Source organism: Candidatus Nitrotoga arctica, assembly GCF_918378365.1.
Taxonomy (GTDB): Bacteria; Pseudomonadota; Gammaproteobacteria; order Burkholderiales; family Gallionellaceae; genus Nitrotoga; species Nitrotoga arctica.
The window spans coordinates 1,779,638-1,798,260 of sequence record NZ_OU912926.1 but is presented as its reverse complement, the minus strand read 5'-3'; the positions used below and the strand labels follow the sequence as shown (position 1 = coordinate 1,798,260).

At 46.9% G+C, this 18,623-nt stretch carries 15 protein-coding genes, 1 tRNA gene and 1 pseudogene; 5 read left to right on the top strand and 12 right to left on the bottom strand.

Features of this window, described 5'->3' with window-relative positions; translation table 11 throughout:
- Positions 1-58 precede the first annotated feature (58 nt).
- The 4 genes from MKZ32_RS08080 (at position 59) to MKZ32_RS08065 (ending at position 3,859) form a co-directional block, all read left to right on the top strand.
- Complete coding sequence (locus tag MKZ32_RS08080) at positions 59-475, top strand: protein YgfX (protein ID WP_239796810.1); 417 nt, start codon at positions 59-61, stop codon at positions 473-475.
- 460 nt (positions 476-935) lie between these two features.
- Positions 936-1,625 (top strand): hypothetical protein, encoded by a 690-nt coding sequence (locus MKZ32_RS08075; protein ID WP_239796809.1) that lies wholly within the window; start codon positions 936-938, stop codon positions 1,623-1,625.
- Between the two features lie 106 nt (positions 1,626-1,731).
- Positions 1,732-2,397: a DUF2971 domain-containing protein gene (locus MKZ32_RS08070; RefSeq protein ID WP_239796808.1), complete on the top strand. Its 666-nt coding sequence runs from the start codon at positions 1,732-1,734 to the stop codon at positions 2,395-2,397.
- A 613-nt stretch (positions 2,398-3,010) separates the two neighbouring features.
- Positions 3,011-3,859, top strand: a complete 849-nt coding sequence (locus tag MKZ32_RS08065) for a GGDEF domain-containing protein (RefSeq protein WP_239796807.1) — start codon at positions 3,011-3,013, stop codon at positions 3,857-3,859.
- Positions 3,860-4,027: 168 nt separating this feature from the next.
- On the opposite strand, the gene MKZ32_RS08060 is transcribed toward MKZ32_RS08065, so the two are convergent.
- The 12 genes and pseudogenes from MKZ32_RS08060 to MKZ32_RS08005 form a co-directional block, all read right to left on the bottom strand.
- The gene (locus MKZ32_RS08060) at positions 4,028-5,332 is read right to left on the bottom strand and encodes a right-handed parallel beta-helix repeat-containing protein (protein ID WP_239796806.1); all 1,305 of its coding nucleotides are present in this window, start codon (positions 5,330-5,332) and stop codon (positions 4,028-4,030) included.
- A 189-nt stretch (positions 5,333-5,521) separates the two neighbouring features.
- A complete protein-coding gene (der, locus tag MKZ32_RS08055; protein WP_239796805.1) occupies positions 5,522-6,922 on the bottom strand; it encodes a ribosome biogenesis GTPase Der in 1,401 nt (466 codons plus the stop codon).
- 27 nt (positions 6,923-6,949) lie between these two features.
- Positions 6,950-8,092 carry an outer membrane protein assembly factor BamB gene (gene bamB, locus MKZ32_RS08050; protein WP_239796804.1) on the bottom strand — a complete coding sequence of 381 codons (1,143 nt, stop codon included), beginning with the start codon at positions 8,090-8,092 and terminating at the stop codon, positions 6,950-6,952.
- Positions 8,089-8,727, bottom strand: a complete 639-nt coding sequence (locus MKZ32_RS08045; protein ID WP_239796803.1) for a tetratricopeptide repeat protein — start codon at positions 8,725-8,727, stop codon at positions 8,089-8,091. Before MKZ32_RS08045 ends, bamB begins: the two co-directional genes overlap by 4 nt.
- 5 nt (positions 8,728-8,732) lie before the next feature.
- The gene (gene hisS, locus MKZ32_RS08040; RefSeq protein WP_239796802.1) at positions 8,733-10,010 is read right to left on the bottom strand and encodes a histidine--tRNA ligase; all 1,278 of its coding nucleotides are present in this window, start codon (positions 10,008-10,010) and stop codon (positions 8,733-8,735) included.
- 129 nt (positions 10,011-10,139) lie between these two features.
- On the bottom strand, positions 10,140-11,417 hold the full coding sequence (gene ispG, locus MKZ32_RS08035; protein ID WP_239796801.1) for a flavodoxin-dependent (E)-4-hydroxy-3-methylbut-2-enyl-diphosphate synthase: 1,278 nt from the start codon (positions 11,415-11,417) through the stop codon (positions 10,140-10,142).
- A gap of 2 nt (positions 11,418-11,419) precedes the next feature.
- On the bottom strand, positions 11,420-12,262 hold the full coding sequence (locus tag MKZ32_RS08030) for a helix-turn-helix domain-containing protein (RefSeq protein ID WP_239796800.1): 843 nt from the start codon (positions 12,260-12,262) through the stop codon (positions 11,420-11,422).
- Entirely contained in the window at positions 12,262-13,050 is a 789-nt protein-coding gene (gene pilW / locus MKZ32_RS08025; protein WP_239796799.1) for a type IV pilus biogenesis/stability protein PilW, read from the bottom strand. The genes MKZ32_RS08030 and pilW overlap by 1 nt, the downstream gene beginning before the upstream one ends.
- On the bottom strand, positions 13,047-14,129 hold the full coding sequence (gene rlmN, locus MKZ32_RS08020) for a dual-specificity RNA methyltransferase RlmN (RefSeq protein ID WP_239796798.1): 1,083 nt from the start codon (positions 14,127-14,129) through the stop codon (positions 13,047-13,049). Before rlmN ends, pilW begins: the two co-directional genes overlap by 4 nt.
- 232 nt (positions 14,130-14,361) lie before the next feature.
- On the bottom strand, positions 14,362-14,781 hold the full coding sequence (gene ndk / locus MKZ32_RS08015) for a nucleoside-diphosphate kinase (protein WP_239798121.1): 420 nt from the start codon (positions 14,779-14,781) through the stop codon (positions 14,362-14,364).
- 678 nt (positions 14,782-15,459) lie between these two features.
- Positions 15,460-16,414 (bottom strand): annotated as a pseudogene (locus MKZ32_RS08010) (IS1595 family transposase).
- 433 nt (positions 16,415-16,847) lie between these two features.
- Positions 16,848-16,924: transfer RNA gene (locus tag MKZ32_RS08005), tRNA-Val, on the bottom strand.
- A 269-nt stretch (positions 16,925-17,193) separates the two neighbouring features.
- Between MKZ32_RS08005 and gltX the strand changes: the two genes are divergently transcribed.
- Positions 17,194-18,585 carry a glutamate--tRNA ligase gene (gltX, locus tag MKZ32_RS08000; RefSeq protein WP_239796797.1) on the top strand — a complete coding sequence of 464 codons (1,392 nt, stop codon included), beginning with the start codon at positions 17,194-17,196 and terminating at the stop codon, positions 18,583-18,585.
- Positions 18,586-18,623: the final 38 nt, after the last annotated feature.

Sequence of the window (18,623 nt, the reverse complement as noted above, 5' to 3'; positions counted from 1 at the left end):
AATAGGCGCCAAGCTCTGATTTTTCCTTGAAGATATTTCGAGTTGCCAAAAAGTAACCATGCAACGGCAATTTAATCTTCAACCTTCCATTTATTTTACAATCGCATTGGTTGCTTCGCATGGCGCTGCGCTCGCGGTTCTGGTTCCATTAGCTTTGCCATTATGGGCGAAGATACTACTGGCCTCGCTCGTGTTAACCAGCCTGCTGTATCACGTATGGCATGATGCCTGGTTATTAGCGCTATCCTCTAACAAAACGCTACTGCTGGACGGAGACATGATCCTGTTGGTTGCGCGCAATGGGAATCAAGTGACTGCCCGGGTATTGGCCGATAGTCTGGTTAGTCCTTTTCTTACCGTACTAAATGTGTTGCCGCAAGGGAAGTACTTAGCGCGTAGCGTCATTATTTTGCCGGACAGCCTGGATGCTGAATCTTTCCGGCAGTTACGAGTGTGGCTCAGGTGGGGGAGTTAGTGTTTAACCACAATAACCCATTAGTCGATTTTCATCAGACAGTTATGGAGAGAAGCAGATCATTCGAATTCTAAGCTGTGCGAATATTTATTAAATAATTGGCTACATTGCATTTCTTTTTTGAATTGATGTGCTCAGGGAGGCTCGGGATGCAATGGTAGAACAGGGAATTGTTGAGGCGAAAATATGGGCTGACGAAGACATAGGAAACATATGGATTTCTGGCACTGCTTCTCAATTTCACGCGGGAAAGTTTGTGCGACCATGCCCGTTTTAATAAACACTTTAAAGGTAATAAGGATATGCAAGCATCTGAGAACAAAAAATACGAACAGCAAAAAAAAACAGGAAACTGGCCGCCAGAAAGAGTAAAGAATTAGTTACCTTTAATTTAATGCTAGAGACTCAAAAATGGCTGTAATATTCTGTCATTAAATTTTTTTAACCACTTCTATCATTCATGGATTATCTAAATATACTTCGAGCACGTGAAAATCGACAAACTCGAAAAGATCGCATAGCAAAACCATTTGATAACTTTTTTGAAACGTTCGATCAATGTATGGATGCTGGAACTAAATTTCTAGAAGGAGGAATTCAGCCAGAATATGCCTCTTTAATTGAGCGATCCATCATCATATCAACTGTGAGTGCAATTGAAGTGTACTACCGAGACATGCTTGATTTCATTTTCAAATTCTGCTCACCCGAATTTTTTGAGCCAAAACTCAAACTATTACATACCCAAAAATATGACATTTTAGAATTGCAGGATATTTATGCGCATAATATTCACCCATTAGAATTAGTTTCCAAAGGACAGTCATTTCAGAATGCGGAACAGATCGAAAAGGTCTTCTCACTTTTTTTAGATAAAAAAAACTTGTGGAATTCTTTAAAAGAACGGCAGATTCGAAGAAAAGACAAGCCAGAAACAATATATAAATGGAGTGATGATGACTTACAGGGTTTGAAGGATACATTCGCGCTTAGACATGAACTTGTACACGATCCTGCTCATATTACTTTTTTGACCAAGGGCATACTATCGAATCTCGGTGCTGCTGGATATATGGTCTGGGGTTCAGATAAAATGTTAATCAGCATGATGGTAGAAAATAAAGATCCAAATTTAAAAAATGGAAATTAAAACCGTTAAAAAGGCAAAGGCTGAATAAATCGTCCGTCGTGAAGGTTTGAGGCAGTTCCAGAAATCCAGATATTCCCTATTTCATCATCGCCCCATATCTTCATTTATGACTCCTCCCACGCTTCTTTATAAGTACGAGCCCTTTACGGCACAGTCACTTCAGAATCTAAAGAATCAAGTTATCTATTTTGGTTCTCCGCTGAATTTTAATGACCCTTATGACTGCGCACTTACGCCAAACTTTAAAAAACCAACAAATGACGAAATTAATAAAATTCGAGACCATTATTTAGCGGACCCTGATCTTGAGGATAATATTCGGCAAATGTACAAGACGGCTTTACCGTCTAAACTTGAGGAAATATTTATTCGCACGTGTGAGAATGTCTTAAAAGATGCAATTCAAAAATTTTTATTGAATCGTGGTGTTTCTTGTTTCTCGGAGAAGAAGGATAACCTCTTGATGTGGTCCCATTACGGAGATCATTGCAAAGGATTCTGCCTAGAATTTAAGAGCTCTGCCGATCCATTCCAAGGGCTTAAGAAGGTCCTTTACAAGCAAGATATACCTGTATTTGATATTGTTCATATGCTATGCGATGAAGACTTCGACCCAATAATAGTCACTCTCTATTGCACTAAGGCGATTGATTGGGCATATGAGCAAGAGTGGCGTGTTATTCATAGTCAGGCGGGCACGGCCCTATGGTTATCAGGCCGAAGCACTGACAGGGGTCTATTTCGGGCCGGACATGCCATTTGCAACATGTGAAATTATTGCCTTAATTCTCGCTGGGCAAAATACACACGTTCAGCTATGGCAGGGTTCTCGTAGTGAGTCGACATTTGCTGTTGAGTTTCGATCCGTCAATTACACATCATATCTGGATTTAAAACGACTGGGGCCGATATAGCCAATGCCTTTCCTTTCGGTTGACCTTCATGAATTTTAATTGCTATCCAGCTTGGACATCTACCATTCGAAATCATTACTGGTATTTGCGTTATGCGCGGGGTTTTGATCTTGTTAAAATCCGCAAGCGATACCGCTATATTGCGTCCGAAAAAAAACGCCTCCAAATTGAAAGCGTTGATGCTGAGTTAATCCGGCTTTTATGTCGTCATATGGTGAACCTGAAAAACCAAAAAGCGGCGGAGCGTTTCTGGAATGCGCTTCTCAAAAGTTCTCCAAAAAACCTTCTTAATCTTCCTGATAATTCGATTATCAATTTGACATAATATACATTATGCGAAGTACATATTCCTAAAAAACTGCCTGATGTGTCTGGGCTGTTTCTTCTGTTTTTGATCTTGTGTGTGCTAGTGAACAGATTGGCTTAGTGTGGAATGATATTATTATAAATAATACTGAAATGATAAATCTCATGAAATCAAAACAAAATGGTCAAGTTAAGCTTGGGCAATTGACAAAACAATCCAAAATTTCCCCCTCTTTACCTAACACGCTAGCTCATAGCGAACAGATAAAGGACGTTGTGGTGGAGTGTGCCGAAGAATTGTCGTGTGTGAACATTGCTCTTAAGCAAGTGCGTGCAGATCAAGATCAGCCCGCAGAGGTTGAAAAAGCTCTTGAAAAAAGCGGTGAAGTTGAAATGAAAGTGCTAGATGTAGCTGAACAACTGACAGCAGTTAATAATGCGCTAGAGGAAGAGATTATAGAGAGGGAGAGATTAGAACACCAGTTAATTTCGGTAAAAGCACAAGAGGAATCTGCGCGCCATGCGGCGTTTCACGATCCTTTAACTGGCCTCCCCAACCGCGTACTTTTTAATGACAGACTTGAACATGGCTTGACGCAAGCAACTCGACACGGTTGGAATTTGGCAGTCATGTTTGTGGATCTGGATGAATTTAAAAGTATTAATGATCTGTATGGGCACGATGCAGGAGATGCTGTGTTGCAGACCATCTCTCAGCGACTCAAGGAGACGACTCGTGTTGATGATACAGTCAGCCGCCACGGCGGTGATGAATTTTTGTACTTGCTGATGGAGATTAACAACATTCGAGACGCTACATTGGTCGCAAAAAAAATTATTAAAGCTATTCAAAAGCCATGCAATATAGGTACACGCGACCTCGTAATAAGGGCAAGCATTGGGATTTCAATTTTCCCCAAAAATGGCAAATCTGCGGACGACTTGATTAAGAGCGCGGACAAAGCCATGTACCAAGCCAAGCGGCTTAAATCCGGATACACAATTGCCAAATGAAAAGAGTTTCGCTACACAATCTAACAGCAATTAGCAGCTACCAGTTGGTGCAAGTATTCTTAACGTAAAAAAACCGCTCCAATTATAATTTAGTACCTAACTCCGAATTGAATTCGTGGATTCTCGCAATATCTGCGACAGATCACGACTATCTTGGAGAATCCATAATTATGGCTTGCGTTCGATTTGCGGCAACCAGCCAGAATTTATCCCCTCGCCGCCATATGCTCCACGGGAGTGCTCATTCCGCTTGCGCCCGTTAAAGTCTATATCCCAGTCCTTAAAGACGCGAAAATTGGTGGTGTCAACCGCTTGGGATTTCATCTTTTCTACTTTTGGGTAAAGATCCATAGCGCCTAAGGGGGCAAATGGCTTCACTAGATAATTAACTGCATCTTCTCTTTTGCCGATGCTATTGGATTCCTGCGATTTAGCCATAATAGGGTTAGAAGCAAAGATTACATTCGCGGAAACATGTTGAACATAATTTTCGCTGCCCTGCCCTGATATGATTGAAACGCCGGTTTCAGAGGCAATAACAGTATTGTAGAAAACATGTATAGCGCGTGGAATATCATTGTGTGGCTGAATTCGAATCGCATCCCCATGATCATTGACGAAAAGATTGTTATACAGGGCAATGTTCCCTTCCCCCTGAAAAAGAGCTTCTGTAGTATTTTGATAAAAGAAGTTGCCATAGATTTCGTAAGTATCTTTTGATCCATTCCCTTTCACGGGCCAGTGCCCTACGAGCACATTAGGCCGCGCAAATGGCGCGGTGGCCGCTCCTTTCTCCTTGCTAAAAACGTTGTGGCGGATGATTGTGACGCTTGGCTCGCTGGGCATACCCGGAATCTCCGGTCGTGTATTTTGATGCTTGATTTGCAAGTTGTAGCCCATCGTGTCCTTGATTAGATTGTGTTCTATCAATCCTCCCACAAATGGTGCATTTCCGTCGGAGTTGCCGAGATAAATTCCAGTTCCGGCTCCCAAAATTATGTTATTCCGAATAACCCAGTTCCAAGCAGGACATTTTGTCGAAATGCCCACAGTTTGCTGGTTATTGCCATGACCCTTAATAACGAGATTTTCAAGCGTGATGTGGTGAGCCCAGTCAGCGTTTCCTTCGCATTTAACGCCGTCCACAGCTATGCCCTGCCCGTCAAGTTCCAAATTACGGATTACTATATAGCTGGCATTAATGATGCTGATCGTATTGTGTCCGGGTCTTGCCGAAAAAACAGGTAATGGACCATTGGTCGGGCCCATTATGATGACGGGTTTGTCCTTATTCCCATGCAGTTGGTGCACAGGCAAACCTTTTTTATAAACGCCGGGCTGCAGTAAAAGAGTATCGCCGGGTTCCAGTCTTGAAAGCAATTCACGATAATTATCGGCGTTAGCTGTAACGATGCCGGCGGCTTGTAATATTGAACTGAACAGGAGAAAGTGAAGAAAAACTATGTGTCGCAAGAATATACAAAACATGTCTTTATTTGTTGCGTAATTCAGATAACTACGGCTGGATCAACGTTTGTTCTTCAATAGTCAGTTTGTTGCAGGTTTTCCTTATGCAACAATTGCCAAGAAATGTTGCATGGATTTATTAAGTACGTCACGTAATAAATTGATAACAATAAAAATAATATTATTAAGTCTGAATTAACGTCCGTACAGCCTGCGCCCACGGATACGAGCGCGGTGTGCACTACGTTCTTCGCTTTCTGTTAGCGGTTTGGGAGCCTTATTAGCAAATGGATTTTTGCCTGCCTTGAATTCGATTCTGAGTGGAGTGCCTTGCAGTTTAAAAGCAGCGCAGAAAGTGTGCTCAAGATAACGGCGGTAACTGTCTGGTATTTTGTCTAGCGCGCTGCCATGAATTACGATCAGCGGCGGATTGCTGCCGCCTTGATGAGCGTAACGCATTTTGGGACGAAACAGTGAGCGTGGAGGTTGTTGCTTTTCCACTGCAGCGATAAGTACCCGCGTGAGCTGAGGCGTAGGCAGCTTGGCCATGGCGGCAGCATAAGCCTCATTCACCGATTTCAATATGGCGGGCACGCCATTGCCAAGAAGCGCAGAAATGAAATGCAATTTGGCGAAACTGAGGAAATGCAGCTTGCGATCAATGTCGCGTTTAGTCGTCTCACGTTGGTAGTCGTCCAGCCCGTCCCACTTGTTTACCGCTAAGACCAATGCCCGTCCAGCTTGCAAAACGAAATCTGCGATATGCGCATCCTGCTCGGTGATAGTCTGTTGCGCATCTACCACGAGAACGACAACGTTGGCGTCTTCTACCGCTTGCAAGGTTTTGATTACGGAAAATTTCTCGACTACTTCGTCGACTTTGCCACGGCGGCGAACCCCAGCGGTGTCGATGATAGTATATTGCTTGCCATCCCGTTCAAAATCAATATAAATGCTGTCGCGTGTGGTACCGGGTTGGTCGAAGGCGATTACGCGCTCCTCACCTAAAATCGCATTCACTAATGTAGATTTACCAACGTTGGGGCGGCCAACAATAGCCATCTTCGGGTGATCTGAATGATTTTCTGCACTTTCAGTCTGAAGTGGTAACTCTTCCAGTGCAAGCTCCACCATTTCAGTGACATTGTCACCATGAGCCGAAGAAATTGGCAACGGCTCGCCGATTCCCAATTCGAAAAATTCATTGACAATAGCAGCACGCTGCATGCCTTCAGCCTTGTTGACCAAGAGCAACAGAGGGCGCCCAGTTTTACGCAATTGCTCGGCAATAATCCTGTCCTGCGGGGTTAATCCTTGACGCCCATCAACCAGGAACAACACCAGATCAGCTTCGTCTACTGCTTGCCGTGTTTGCTTAGCCATTTCATACAGAATGCCGTCCTTGGCGACTGGCTCTAAACCACCGGTATCCACCACTAGAAATGGCCGTTCGCCCACGCGCCCGCGACCATAGTGACGGTCACGCGTTAGCCCTGGCAGATCAGCTACCAGAGCATCACGGCTACGTGTAAGGCGGTTAAACAAAGTGGATTTCCCCACATTGGGACGACCAACTAAAACTAGCGTGGGTAACATTTCAGACTTTCAATTAGGAGCAAAAACTTAATGGAGAGTCACCGAATACAAACTGCCTTTTTGGGTTTGTACCAGCAGACCACCATCTAACTCCATCGGAGCAGTCAATATGGCGCTACCATCGGTCTTGAGTCTTGCCGCCATGCTGCCATCCTCGCGGCTCAGCGCATGCAGATAACCTTCATAATCGCCCACCGTCAGATGATCTCCGAATGCATAGGGTGCCGACGTTTGGCGCATGAATAGTTGTTCATTTTTCCAAAATGAACTTCCACTGCTTTTATCCATCGCTAATATAGCGCCACTGGTATTCGTAATATAGAGATAATTATGAAATAGAGTCATGCCTTTATCGCTGGAGATGTCCCGGCTCCATAGTAAATTACCTTGTGCCAGGCCATAACATGCAATACGCCCTTGGAATGCCACTGCACAAACCTGGTCGTCATCTAGCACCGGCGAGCTGGTGATGTCGCTGATGCGCTCCAGTTCCGTGTTACCACGCGGTTGAGACACAACTGTTTCCCATATGACAATGCCAGAACCCAAGCTAACTGCCGCTAATTTACCAGCGGCGAATCCGCCGAATATGGTGCCACGTTCAATTGCCACGCCCGCATGGCTGCGCACAATCAGCGGGGGTACGGACTGTTCATACAACCATAGGCGCTTGCCATCCGTAACGTCTAGTCCAGAAAGTCGGCCGTCAGCGGTACGCACCACGACCATACCATCGACAATTTTTGCTATATTCAGCACTTCGCTGGATACTTTCGTTTTCCAAATCAATTTACCATCCACCGCAAAGGCTGCCAATTGACCCTTACCACCACCGACCAGCACGAAGCCCTCGCCCGCCCCTACCCCAGCAGAAATGGCGAAGCCACTGTCGACACGCCATACCTGTTTACCTGTTGCAGGATCGAATCGAAATAACTCCCCCTTGGTATTGGCCGCATACACCGCATCACTCGTTACGGCAGGCTGAAGTATATAATTGCCACTCCCTCCGATTTTGAGATGCCAGCGCACATTAAACGTAGCAGTCTGCTTGAATTCAACCAGCTTTGCGGGCTCATTGCCGGTCTTGTCTTTGGCAAACCAGCCAGACACGGTGGAGCAGCCTGCTAGCATTACAAGTAACAGCAACGCGGCAATGCGAATAATCATTTAGCGCCTCCAAGCGCATCCAGTTTCATTTGGATCAGATTGCGATACTTGCTTTGGGCATCAGTTTTATTGAATGCAAGCTGGTAAGCGGCACGTGCTTCGTCAGCCTTACCTTGTGCATGTAGTACGTCACCCTTGAGGTCGGCATACAAACCCATGAAAGAGTCAGCATGCTTTGCGTCCAGCAGCTTGAGTGCATCAGCATAATTTTTTTCATCCAGTAATACACTAGCTAATTTGAGACGCGCTACGTTCTGTAGCCCGGTCTCGTCAGCATGTTTGATCACCCACTCTAATTGTGATTTAGCGCGCGCCACATCTTTATTCTGAAGATTAACCTGTGCCGCCAACAGAGCTGCTCGCGGCGCGTAAGCGGTAGAACCGTACTGGTCGATCACTGCTTGCTCGGCATCATTGATACGCTTGGGATCGTTGCTGGCGAGCTGTTTTTCAAGTTCAGCATACAAAGTGCTGGCATCCGCCATTTTCTTTTCTTTATAGAACTGCCAGCCCTGCATTGCAGCAAAACCGCCTAAAGCCAAGGCCAATGCTATCAATAGCCACTTGCCATTATCTTTCCACCATGCCTTAAACGCATCTACCTGCTCCTGTTCCTGCAAATCGAGTACTGCCATTTTTTCTATCCTTGTTTAATCAATTCATTAATTTTGGCTGGCAAGTCGTCAAATGCCACCTGCATTTGTTCGCCACCGCGTAACGGCTTGAGAGTGGCCAGCTCAGTGCTCACCTCATTGTCGCCGAGGATAACTGCAGCACATGCATTACTGGCATCTGCCTTTTTCATCTGCGACTTAAAGCTCCCCCCATTGCAATGCAACAAAACGCGCAGTCCAGAATCCCTCAATCGCTCTGCTACCAAGCTCGCCATGCCATCTGCCATCTCACCTTGATGCACCACATACACATCTAGAGGGGCCGGCGGAGTGTTCATACCATCTTCCTGCAACAGTGCCAATAAGCGTTCAATGCCCATGGCAAAACCGGTGGCCGGTGCAGATTTTCCACTGATTTGCTCAATCAAACCATCAAAACGACCGCCAGCACAGACAGTGCCCTGCGCGCCGAGGCGAGTGGTAATCCATTCGAATACAGTGCGATTATAATAATCCAGCCCGCGCACTAAGCGTGGATTTATCTCAAATGCCACTTCATGGCGCTGTAAAATTTTTTGTACCGTCTCGAAATGCTTAAGCGCATCTTCTTCCAGTTCCTCCATCAGATTGGGCGCGGCCATAATCAATTCTTGCATAGCCGGGTTTTTGCTATCAAGAATACGTAATGGATTAGTGTACAAACGGCGTGTTGCATCCTCATCCAGCACACTACTGTACTGCTCGAAATAGGCTATCAACTTGGCGCGATGTCGTTGTCGTGCAGCTATATCACCTAGCGTGTTGAGTTGCAACGTGATATCGCGCAGGCCCAGTTTGCGCCACAGGCGCGCGCACATCACAATCTGTTCGGCATCAATATCCGGGCCAGCGAAACCCAATGCTTCCACACCAATCTGGTGAAACTGACGGTAACGCCCCTTCTGCGGACGCTCGTGGCGGAACATCGCGCCACTGTAGTACAAACGCTGCGGCGCATTGTACAGCAGGCTGTGTTGCAGTGCGGCGCGCACGCAGGAAGCCGTACCTTCCGGGCGAAGCGTGAGCTGATCGCCATTGAGACTATCCTCAAAGCTGTACATTTCTTTTTCTACGATATCGGTCACTTCGCCTATCGCACGTTTGAATAGCGCCGTATGTTCCAGCAACGGCATGCGAATGTTGCGGTAACCATAACCTTCCAGCCAGTCACGCACTGTATCCTCGAACCACAACCAAAGCCGTGCCTCTTCCGGCAAGATGTCATTCATGCCGCGCACGGCCTGCAATGGAGAATTGCTGCTCATAAAACGATTAACCTTTACTTCACTTATGACTGATTAAAGCAGCCGTCATTAAAATGTATAGCTAGTGGATTTCGGCCTACTACGCTGTACATTTGCACTGTCTGAGGGCTGCTTTCAATTATTTGACGCTTAATTTATTACATGGATCGGTATAGTTTTAGAATGAGGGCGACCCGTTTCACGTCGCGCGTAGTTGCGCGCCACGTAATCATTCACGATCTGCTTGAACTCGTTGGCAATATTATCACCACGCAAAGTAACAACTTTTTGACCATCCACATATACCGGTGCTGCAGGATGCTCGTTACTGCCGGGCAGACTGATACCAATGTTGGCCATCTTGCTTTCTCCCGGACCATTCACGATGCAACCCATTACCGCCACTGTCATTTCTTCAGCGCCGCTGTATTGCTCGCGCCACACCGGCATTTGCTCGCGCAAGTAAGATTGAATACTTTGCGCTAATTCTTGAAAAACCGTGCTGGTGGTGCGCCCGCAGCCGGGACAAGCAATCACCATAGGTGTAAAGGAGCGCAACCCCATCGTTTGCAAAATTTCCTGCGCCACGATGACCTCCTGCGTACGGTCACCACCCGGTTCCGGGGTGAGAGAAATACGTATGGTATCTCCTATCCCTTCCTGTAGTAGCACGGCCAGCGCGGCGGTGGAGGCGACAATACCTTTGGATCCCATGCCAGCTTCGGTTAACCCCAAGTGCAGCGGATAATCGCAGCGCAGTGCTAGTTCACGGTATACCGCGATTAAACCTTGAACCTCACTTACCTTGCATGACAGCACGATTCGATCATGTGGCAAACCGAGTTTCTCGGCACGCTGAGCGCTATCCAGTGCAGACACGATGAGCGCTTCACGCATTACTGCCGCAGCCTCCTTCGGTTGGGGTGATTTAGCGTTTTCATCCATCATGCGCACGATCAAATCAGCGTCCAGGCTCCCCCAGTTCACCCCGATACGCACCGGCTTAGAATAACGGCAGGCAGCGTCTATCATCATAGCGAATTGGTCTTCACCCTTACGGTTGCGACCGACATTGCCCGGGTTAATCCGGTATCCTCCCAGTGTTTGGGCACATTCCGGAAAATCTGTTAACAGACGATGGCCGTTGTAATGAAAATCGCCCACCAAAGGTACATTACAGCCCTTTTGGTCGAGCAGCTCGCGAATGTGGGGTACCTGTGCGGCAGCTTCGGCGGTATTGACAGTAATGCGCACTAACTCGGAACCAGCTTGTGCAAGCTCAAATACTTGGCGCGCAGTTCCTGCGGCATCCACGGTATCAGTATTGGTCATTGACTGTACAACGATAGGGGCACCGCCGCCTATGGCGATATTACCTACCATGACACGTTGCGTCGCACGACGTGGAATAATGGAATGCTGGCTCATATTTACTCCAACGTGAGGCGCGCGGTTCCGCCATTGTTAAAGGGCGCGAGTTCAACAGGCTTCCCTTGATAATAGAGGCGCACTCCGCTGATATTACCAATAACCACGGAAAACGGTGCCTTGCCTTTCAGATGTTGTTCGCTGCCGCTCGAATTAAGTTGTGACAGTAATATCTTGCCGTCATTGTCTGTTACTTTCACCCAAGAATTTGCATCAAACTTTAGCCGAATAGAAGTGGATTGCTTAGATGCGCTCTTTGATTCTGTTTGTATGATTTTGGTAGCAGTGGAGACTTTCGGGGATACAGCGAGCATATCAGGCGGTGCTGCTGCGATCACCCTAGAAGCTGGAATAGGCATGACGGTTGGCAATTCTATTGTTTCCATCGTAGCCTGCTGCATAATCGGCATGCCGCGGTTTAACAACAGAAAGAGTACCAATATGATCGCGATGACAATAAGACCGGTCAACAACCAGATGATATTGATTCTGCGCGTTGCGTAGATATTTGGGAACGGCACGTCAATCGCAACGCTTGCAGTATGCAGCGAGGACTGCGCCGGTTCTACTGGCAGTGATGCCAGCAAGGGAGTAGGGTCCAATTGTAATAGCTTGGCATAACTGCGTACGAAGCGGCGCACAAAGGAAATTTCCGGCAAACGAGTGAAATTGTCCGCTTCCAGTGCCTCAATTTGGCGTGATGCAAACTTGAGACGACTTTCCACATCAGCAACACTCAGCCCGAGTCGCTCGCGTGCTTCACGCAGCACTGCTCCCACGCTAAAAGGCCGTACCTCAACGCTGCTGGAGGCATTGCCTAAAGTATTTTCCGACGAATTATCCACTATTGTCTATACAGCATTAGCTGAGTTTCACGCGCATCAGGAAAATTTTTACGTAATTGCATCGCGTAGTTATTTTCCGCGATTCTATCACCCAGCTTACGTTCAATACGCACTGCCAGCCATAGGTTTTCAGCTGTCAAAGGAGATACGTTGTTTCTTTTAAAGGTCATGAAATAAGATTTTGCACCGGCATAATCGGCTTTAGTAAAGTATAGATTGGCCAAACCCAGCAGTGCTTCCGGCATATTAGGTTGGGCCGTTAGCGCTTTTTGTAAAAATTCTTCAGCGTCTTTCACATTGCCAGCATTTATAGAACATAAGCCTGCATTTAAATAAGCTTTCCCCGGAGTAGAATAAAGTGGATTCTTTAGCGCTGCCATGAAGTGTTTGATGGAATCCAGTTCCTTGCCTCGGTTACAAAGAAACCAGCCATAATTGTTATGCGCCTCTGAATCTGTGCTATCTAAACGTAAGCTGTGCTGAAAATCCTCATCTGCCTGCTGATCTTCATGCAAAGCCATACGCACAAGGCCGCGCACGTTGTAAGCCGGTGCGTAGTCGGATTTAGAATACAGAGCCAAAGATACCTCTTCTAATGCCACCCCGAGTTGGCCCCGGTCGTAATATTGTGCAGCTAATTCAGTATGTATTTTGGCGCTGGCCTCTTCCCGCGAAATATTATGCTGCGGCGTACCGCCGTATCCGCCATCGGATTGCGCAACACATCCTGCCGTGCTTAAAGCAAGCAGAAAAAAACTCAACCCTCCCATGCGTGAAAATAATTTCATGTGCGGATCTCTAATAATCGGTGCGTTCTTTTGGTTTTATCCTGTACCTGTCCAGCTAACTGTCCGCAGGCCGCAGCAATATCATCACCGCGTGTTTTGCGGATAGTAGTAACAATATCGGCCTGCACCAGTACGTCGCGAAACCGGGCTATAGCGTCGGCTTTGGATCGGCGGTAATGCGTTTGCGGAAAAGGATTGAACGGTATCAGATTAAATTTGCATGGCACATCGCGCACCAACGCAACCAGTTCATGCGCTTGTTGTACGCTGTCATTCACACCTTCCAGCATCACATACTCGAAGGTGACAAAATCACGTGGGGCGCGTTCCAGATAGCGCTGGCATGCTGCCAGTAATATGCGCAAAGGGTATTTTTGGTTGATCGGCACCAGCACATCGCGCAAGCTGTCGTTGGATGCATGCAACGACACCGCCAGCGCTACGGGGCATTCCTCACGCAGCCTGTCCATCGCCGGTACGATGCCAGAAGTGGATAAAGTCACCCGACGTCGAGATAAGCCATAAGCATTATCGTCCAGCATCAGACGCAAGGCGCTTACGGTATTATCGAAATTTAGCAACGGCTCGCCCATACCCATCATCACCACATTGGTCACTGGCCATTTTCCATCATAATCTTTGCCAATCTGACGGTTAGCCCACCACAATTGACCAATAATTTCGGCCACGCCCAAGTTACGGTTGAAACCTTGTTTACCGGTCGAACAGAATGAGCAGTTAAGCGCGCAACCTGCCTGAGTAGAGATACATAGTGTGCCGCGCCCCGCCTCTGGAATAAAAACTGTTTCTACTGCATTGCCCGTACCAACGTCCAGCAACCATTTACGCGTGCCATCTGCAGAAATTTCGTCGCGCATCACCTGTGGTGCAGCCACATAAGCTTGCTGCTGCAGCTTCTCGCGCAACAAAGCAGCAATGTCGGTCATCGCTGAAAAATCTGGTTCACCCATTTTGTGCACCCAGCGCAATATCTGGCGTGCACGGAAGGGTTTTTCACCCATTGAAGCAAACCAGGCGGTAAGCCGCTGCACATCAAAGTTAAGAAGGTTTTCGGACATTCATGATGACCTTGAAAAATTACGCCATCCCGCGATGGCGAGGATGACAAATATTGAATTTCTTATTGGGGCTCTTAAATTAGCGCGGATTTACGTCCATAATAGCCTGAACGTTTCATAGTTCGCGTATTGATCGACTCAGGCTATTATTTGACAGACGATAATGTGAAGGAGCGGCCTAGATAAAACCTTACATAGCAACCATAAATGACTTGCAGAAGAACGGGTTAACTTATGAAGCTTTCAGATCAGGAAAGAAATAAGAAATTTCCACTGCGGCAGCTTCCGATGAATCTGAACCATGTACTGCATTGGCATCAATGCTGTCAGCGAAATCTGCGCGGATACTACCCTTATCAGCTTTTTTCGGATCCGTGGCTCCCATTAAATCACGATTTTTTGCAATCGCATTTTCGCCTTCCAATGCTTGCACCATCACTGGACCAGAAATCATAAAACCTACCAGATCCTTAAAGAATGGACGCTCGCGATGTACGCCATAAAAGTTTTCTGCTTCGGTGTGCGACATCTGCACCATGCGTGCCGCAATCACTTTTAATCCAGCATTTTCAAAGCGTGTGTAAATCTGACCAATAACATTCTTGGCGACGGCGTCTGGTTTAATAATTGACAAGGTACGTTCAACAGCCATGCTACTTTCTCCAATGGTGATTAACAATCAAGTTGCGGATTTTAACAGGCTTTGCAGCTTATGTCGCTTTGTCCAACCAGCATAAAAAGTCCAGTCATAAGGTTGCATAGACAAAAAACGCCCCGTGGTTTTATATTCCATCACTGCTGTAAGTGGCAATCGAATCACAAAATAGAGCAATGTTTACTCAAGCTGGAAACATCCGCGATGTACAAATAAAAATTTCTACTCTCTGACTTGTTAGGGAATAAGGCAAAACGCGTTTAAAGAATTAAAAAATTTAATTAATGAGAAAACTTTAACCGTTGTCAGTTTAAATTGCCCCGAAGAAACCATTTTATTGTGTGCGGTTTCTTCGGTTTTTTCCAATCATAAAACTGCGAAGCGGCTAACTTTGTACAATTGCATATACGAATCATTTGCATTGATGTGCAATACAAATGTTCTCTGCTTTTGCAATTAGAGTGCAAATAACTCATCTTCTGATTATTTGTAATTCGAAAGTCTCCCCTGATGCGCATTAAGCAGAGGGCTTCATAAATGGTGCTCCTTATCCGCTCACTTCCTCCGAGGGAAGTGAGCGGTTTTTTTATCTCCCTCCTCTTCATCTATAAAGCACGTAAAAAAAATTATAAAAATACGATCGGGAAAGAAGCGGGTGAACATAAGCTTACCTGATTAGCCACAATGCTCAGCCTCGCGAATGAGGCGCACAGGATAGGGCGAAGTGACGGATGATGCCGAAGCAGTCTGACCAGAATGACAGACAGGTCGAAGCGGCGGTTGAATCGATATTGAAACTCGGCGAGGTAACGATGGGCGTACTTGGAGAAATCGAACGCATGGTAGGTTCCAGAGAACATCGTCTTCAGATTGCCTAAGAGGGTATTGACCGCGCGAAATTGCTCCAGCTTTACGCAGGCAGTACTGCCGCCGGTGACGGTGCGCTCGTGAGTGGCTCCAGATTCTGTGACGGCTCGGAAGCACCCCAATCCATCGGAAATGACATTAACCGACGCGCACAGCGATTTCTTCGCCCACTGGGCAATCGCGTCTTTGGTAAATTTCAGCCTGGTCAGGCAAACGAACAGCGGATGGCCAGTTTCAGTGGTCTGCACCGCAGCGATGAAGGGCACCTTGTTCTCCGAGCCCCGGCCGCTCTTGCCGCCGGGCAACTCCCCACCCAGATAAGCGTCGTCGATCTCAACGCGACCGTCGAGCTGGCGCGATTCTTCCCGCACCGTCATGACTTGCATCAGCTTGTGTTTCAACAGCCAGGCGGTCTTGTAGCGTACCCCCAAATGACGTTTGAGTTCCAGCGCCAATATGCTGTTCTTCGATTGACTCAACAGATGCATACCCAAAAACCAGTGGGTCAGGGGCAGCTTCGTGGCGTGGAAAATCGTCCCGCAGATTGCAGTGGTCTGTTCTCGGCACATCGAACACTGCCAGTAATGCAGTCCCTTGCGCTCGAAGGTGCTATGGTGCGTACCGCCCCGCACTTCGGACAAACAAACCCGGCAGGCCAGCGCGAAGCAACCAATGCTGCGTGGCATTTATCCTCCGTTCCGTAATTTTCCATGAATCCAGTCATCGACAGACCTTTTTGAAACTGAATCTTGTTGATCCCCATCGCGCGTCTCCTCTTGTCGGTATGCGCTTATTATCCGCCTCTACAGGCTCACCACATGAGCCTGCTGAGTTTCGTGGCTAATCAGGTAAGCTTATGCAGGATTCCTGCATCTATTTGGCCGGTCAAATATGGAAAAAAGCTTTTAAAGCGACTCATTCACGAGATTTTAACTCTTGTACCTGACACGATTAAGGGCTGACTAAAAAAAGCTGGAATTGATGGAAATTATCTATTCCCGCGGCTACGCAGAAGCACGACAGAAAGAAGCATTACAGGATTGACGGAATGATTGTAATGATAAATTGATTTTAAATATTGCAGTGGCCAGTATCGGACAATGGATGTGTGAGGAGAGGGTGCTGAATAAGTCCGTAAAAGAAAACTTATGGTCTGTTTTATATACGGCAAGCCACTGATTATACTACAAATTCAGTGGTAGGCGCGATTGGACTCGAACCAACGACCCCCACCATGTCAAGGTGGTGCTCTAACCAGCTGAGCTACGCGCCTATATAAAGCATACCATCATAACCGAATTCCAAGCCAAGCTCAAATGTTGGACCAAAAGTGAGCAGCAAGCTACGCCTACGTCGTGGAACATTCGCCAGCTTGCGAAAATTAGAGGCCGTCATTGGTAAATATAGAGAAATCAAAAGCGGACAGTTTATGTGCTGCAGTACCGGGTAAATCTGTTTGATGCTAACTTTGATAGTAGTGCGAGCGGCAAGGTGGCGTAAAATGTGTATCCTGTTCGTGACTAAAATTACTGATTAAAAATTATGACCATACGTACTCGTTTCGCGCCTAGCCCCACGGGTTATCTGCATATCGGCGGCGCCCGCACTGCACTATTCTCTTGGGCTTATGCCCGCAAGCATGGTGGCACTTTTATCTTGCGCATAGAAGATACTGATGTAGAACGCTCCACACCTGAGGCGGTACAAGCCATTCTAGATGGCATGGTTTGGCTTAATCTGAGTTATGACGAAGGCCCGTTTTATCAAATGCAGTGTATGGGACGATATAAAGAGGTGATCCAGCATATGCTGGCGCAGGGATTAGCCTATTACTGTTACACCTCGCCAAGTGAACTGGAAACTATGCGTGAGGCCCAACGTGCAAGTGGTGAAAAACCACGTTACGACGGTCACTGGCGTCCAGAATCCGGCAAGATACTGCCTGAACCACCTGCTGAAACGATGCCAGTGGTGCGTTTCAAGAATCCTGCTAGAGGATTGGTAACGTGGAAAGATTTGGTGAAAGGGCACATTGAATTTGACAATGGAGAGCTAGATGATCTCATTATTGCCCGTGCCGATGGCACACCTACCTATAATTTTTGTGTAGTAGTAGATGATTGGGATATGGGCATTACGCACGTAATACGCGGCGATGACCATGTCAATAATACCCCGCGTCAGATTAATATCCTCAAGGCATTGGGCGCCAATGTGCCACAGTACGCACATCTATCAATGATATTGGGTGACGATGGGCAGAAACTGTCCAAGCGCCATGGTGCAGTTAGTGTGATGCAATATGACGAAGAGGGTTATCTGCCGGAGGCAGTGATTAATTACCTGGCAAGACTGGGATGGTCGCACGGTAATGATGAAGTTTTTTCGGTGGAGCAGTTTTGCGCGTGGTTCGACCTCGACCATATCACGCCATCTGCGGCACAATTTAATACAGAGAAATTAAACTGGCTCAATCAGCACTACATAAAGCAGGCCGATAATACGCGGCTTGTTGCGTTAACACGTCCGCGCTTGGAAGCACGGGGCGTATTGGTGAGCGCCGTACCTGCTCTAGAAGCCATAATTGCCCTTTATAAAGAACGAGTCGTAACTCTCAATGAATTGGCGGATGCAGCAGAAGTATTTTATATTGACTTGCATCCCAATCAGGAATTGCTGAATGCCCAACTATCTGCTGAAGCGATACCTGCTTTGCGTGAACTTGCGGAGCGCCTAAAAGATGTCGTATGGGAAGCTGTGGCGATTGGGACCGCGATCAAGGAAATTGTAAGTAAACATGGTTTGAAAATGCCTAAGTTGGCGATGCCGTTGCGCGTAATGCTCACTGGGCAAACCCAGACACCCTCGGTAGATGCAGTATTAATGCTGTTTTCGCGCGAGGTCGTATTAGCGCGTATAGCACGACATCTTTGACACTTACCGGGTATTCAGCTTTACAAGGATAGCCTCGA

Excerpts from the sequence above, each read along its gene's own strand:
- MKZ32_RS08080 (WP_239796810.1), top strand. The coding sequence starts at position 59 with ATGCAACGGCAATTTAATCTTCAACCTTCCATTTATTTTACAATCGCA.
- MKZ32_RS08075 (WP_239796809.1), top strand. The coding sequence starts at position 936 with ATGGATTATCTAAATATACTTCGAGCACGTGAAAATCGACAAACTCGA.
- MKZ32_RS08070 (WP_239796808.1), top strand. The coding sequence starts at position 1,732 with ATGACTCCTCCCACGCTTCTTTATAAGTACGAGCCCTTTACGGCACAG.
- MKZ32_RS08065 (WP_239796807.1), top strand. The coding sequence starts at position 3,011 with ATGAAATCAAAACAAAATGGTCAAGTTAAGCTTGGGCAATTGACAAAA.
- der (WP_239796805.1), bottom strand. The coding sequence starts at position 6,922 with ATGTTACCCACGCTAGTTTTAGTTGGTCGTCCCAATGTGGGGAAATCC.
- bamB (WP_239796804.1), bottom strand. The coding sequence starts at position 8,092 with ATGATTATTCGCATTGCCGCGTTGCTGTTACTTGTAATGCTAGCAGGC.
- MKZ32_RS08045 (WP_239796803.1), bottom strand. The coding sequence starts at position 8,727 with ATGGCAGTACTCGATTTGCAGGAACAGGAGCAGGTAGATGCGTTTAAG.
- hisS (WP_239796802.1), bottom strand. The coding sequence starts at position 10,010 with ATGAGCAGCAATTCTCCATTGCAGGCCGTGCGCGGCATGAATGACATC.
- ispG (WP_239796801.1), bottom strand. The coding sequence starts at position 11,417 with ATGAGCCAGCATTCCATTATTCCACGTCGTGCGACGCAACGTGTCATG.
- pilW (WP_239796799.1), bottom strand. The coding sequence starts at position 13,050 with ATGAAATTATTTTCACGCATGGGAGGGTTGAGTTTTTTTCTGCTTGCT.
- rlmN (WP_239796798.1), bottom strand. The coding sequence starts at position 14,129 with ATGTCCGAAAACCTTCTTAACTTTGATGTGCAGCGGCTTACCGCCTGG.
- ndk (WP_239798121.1), bottom strand. The coding sequence starts at position 14,781 with ATGGCTGTTGAACGTACCTTGTCAATTATTAAACCAGACGCCGTCGCC.
- gltX (WP_239796797.1), top strand. The coding sequence starts at position 17,194 with ATGACCATACGTACTCGTTTCGCGCCTAGCCCCACGGGTTATCTGCAT.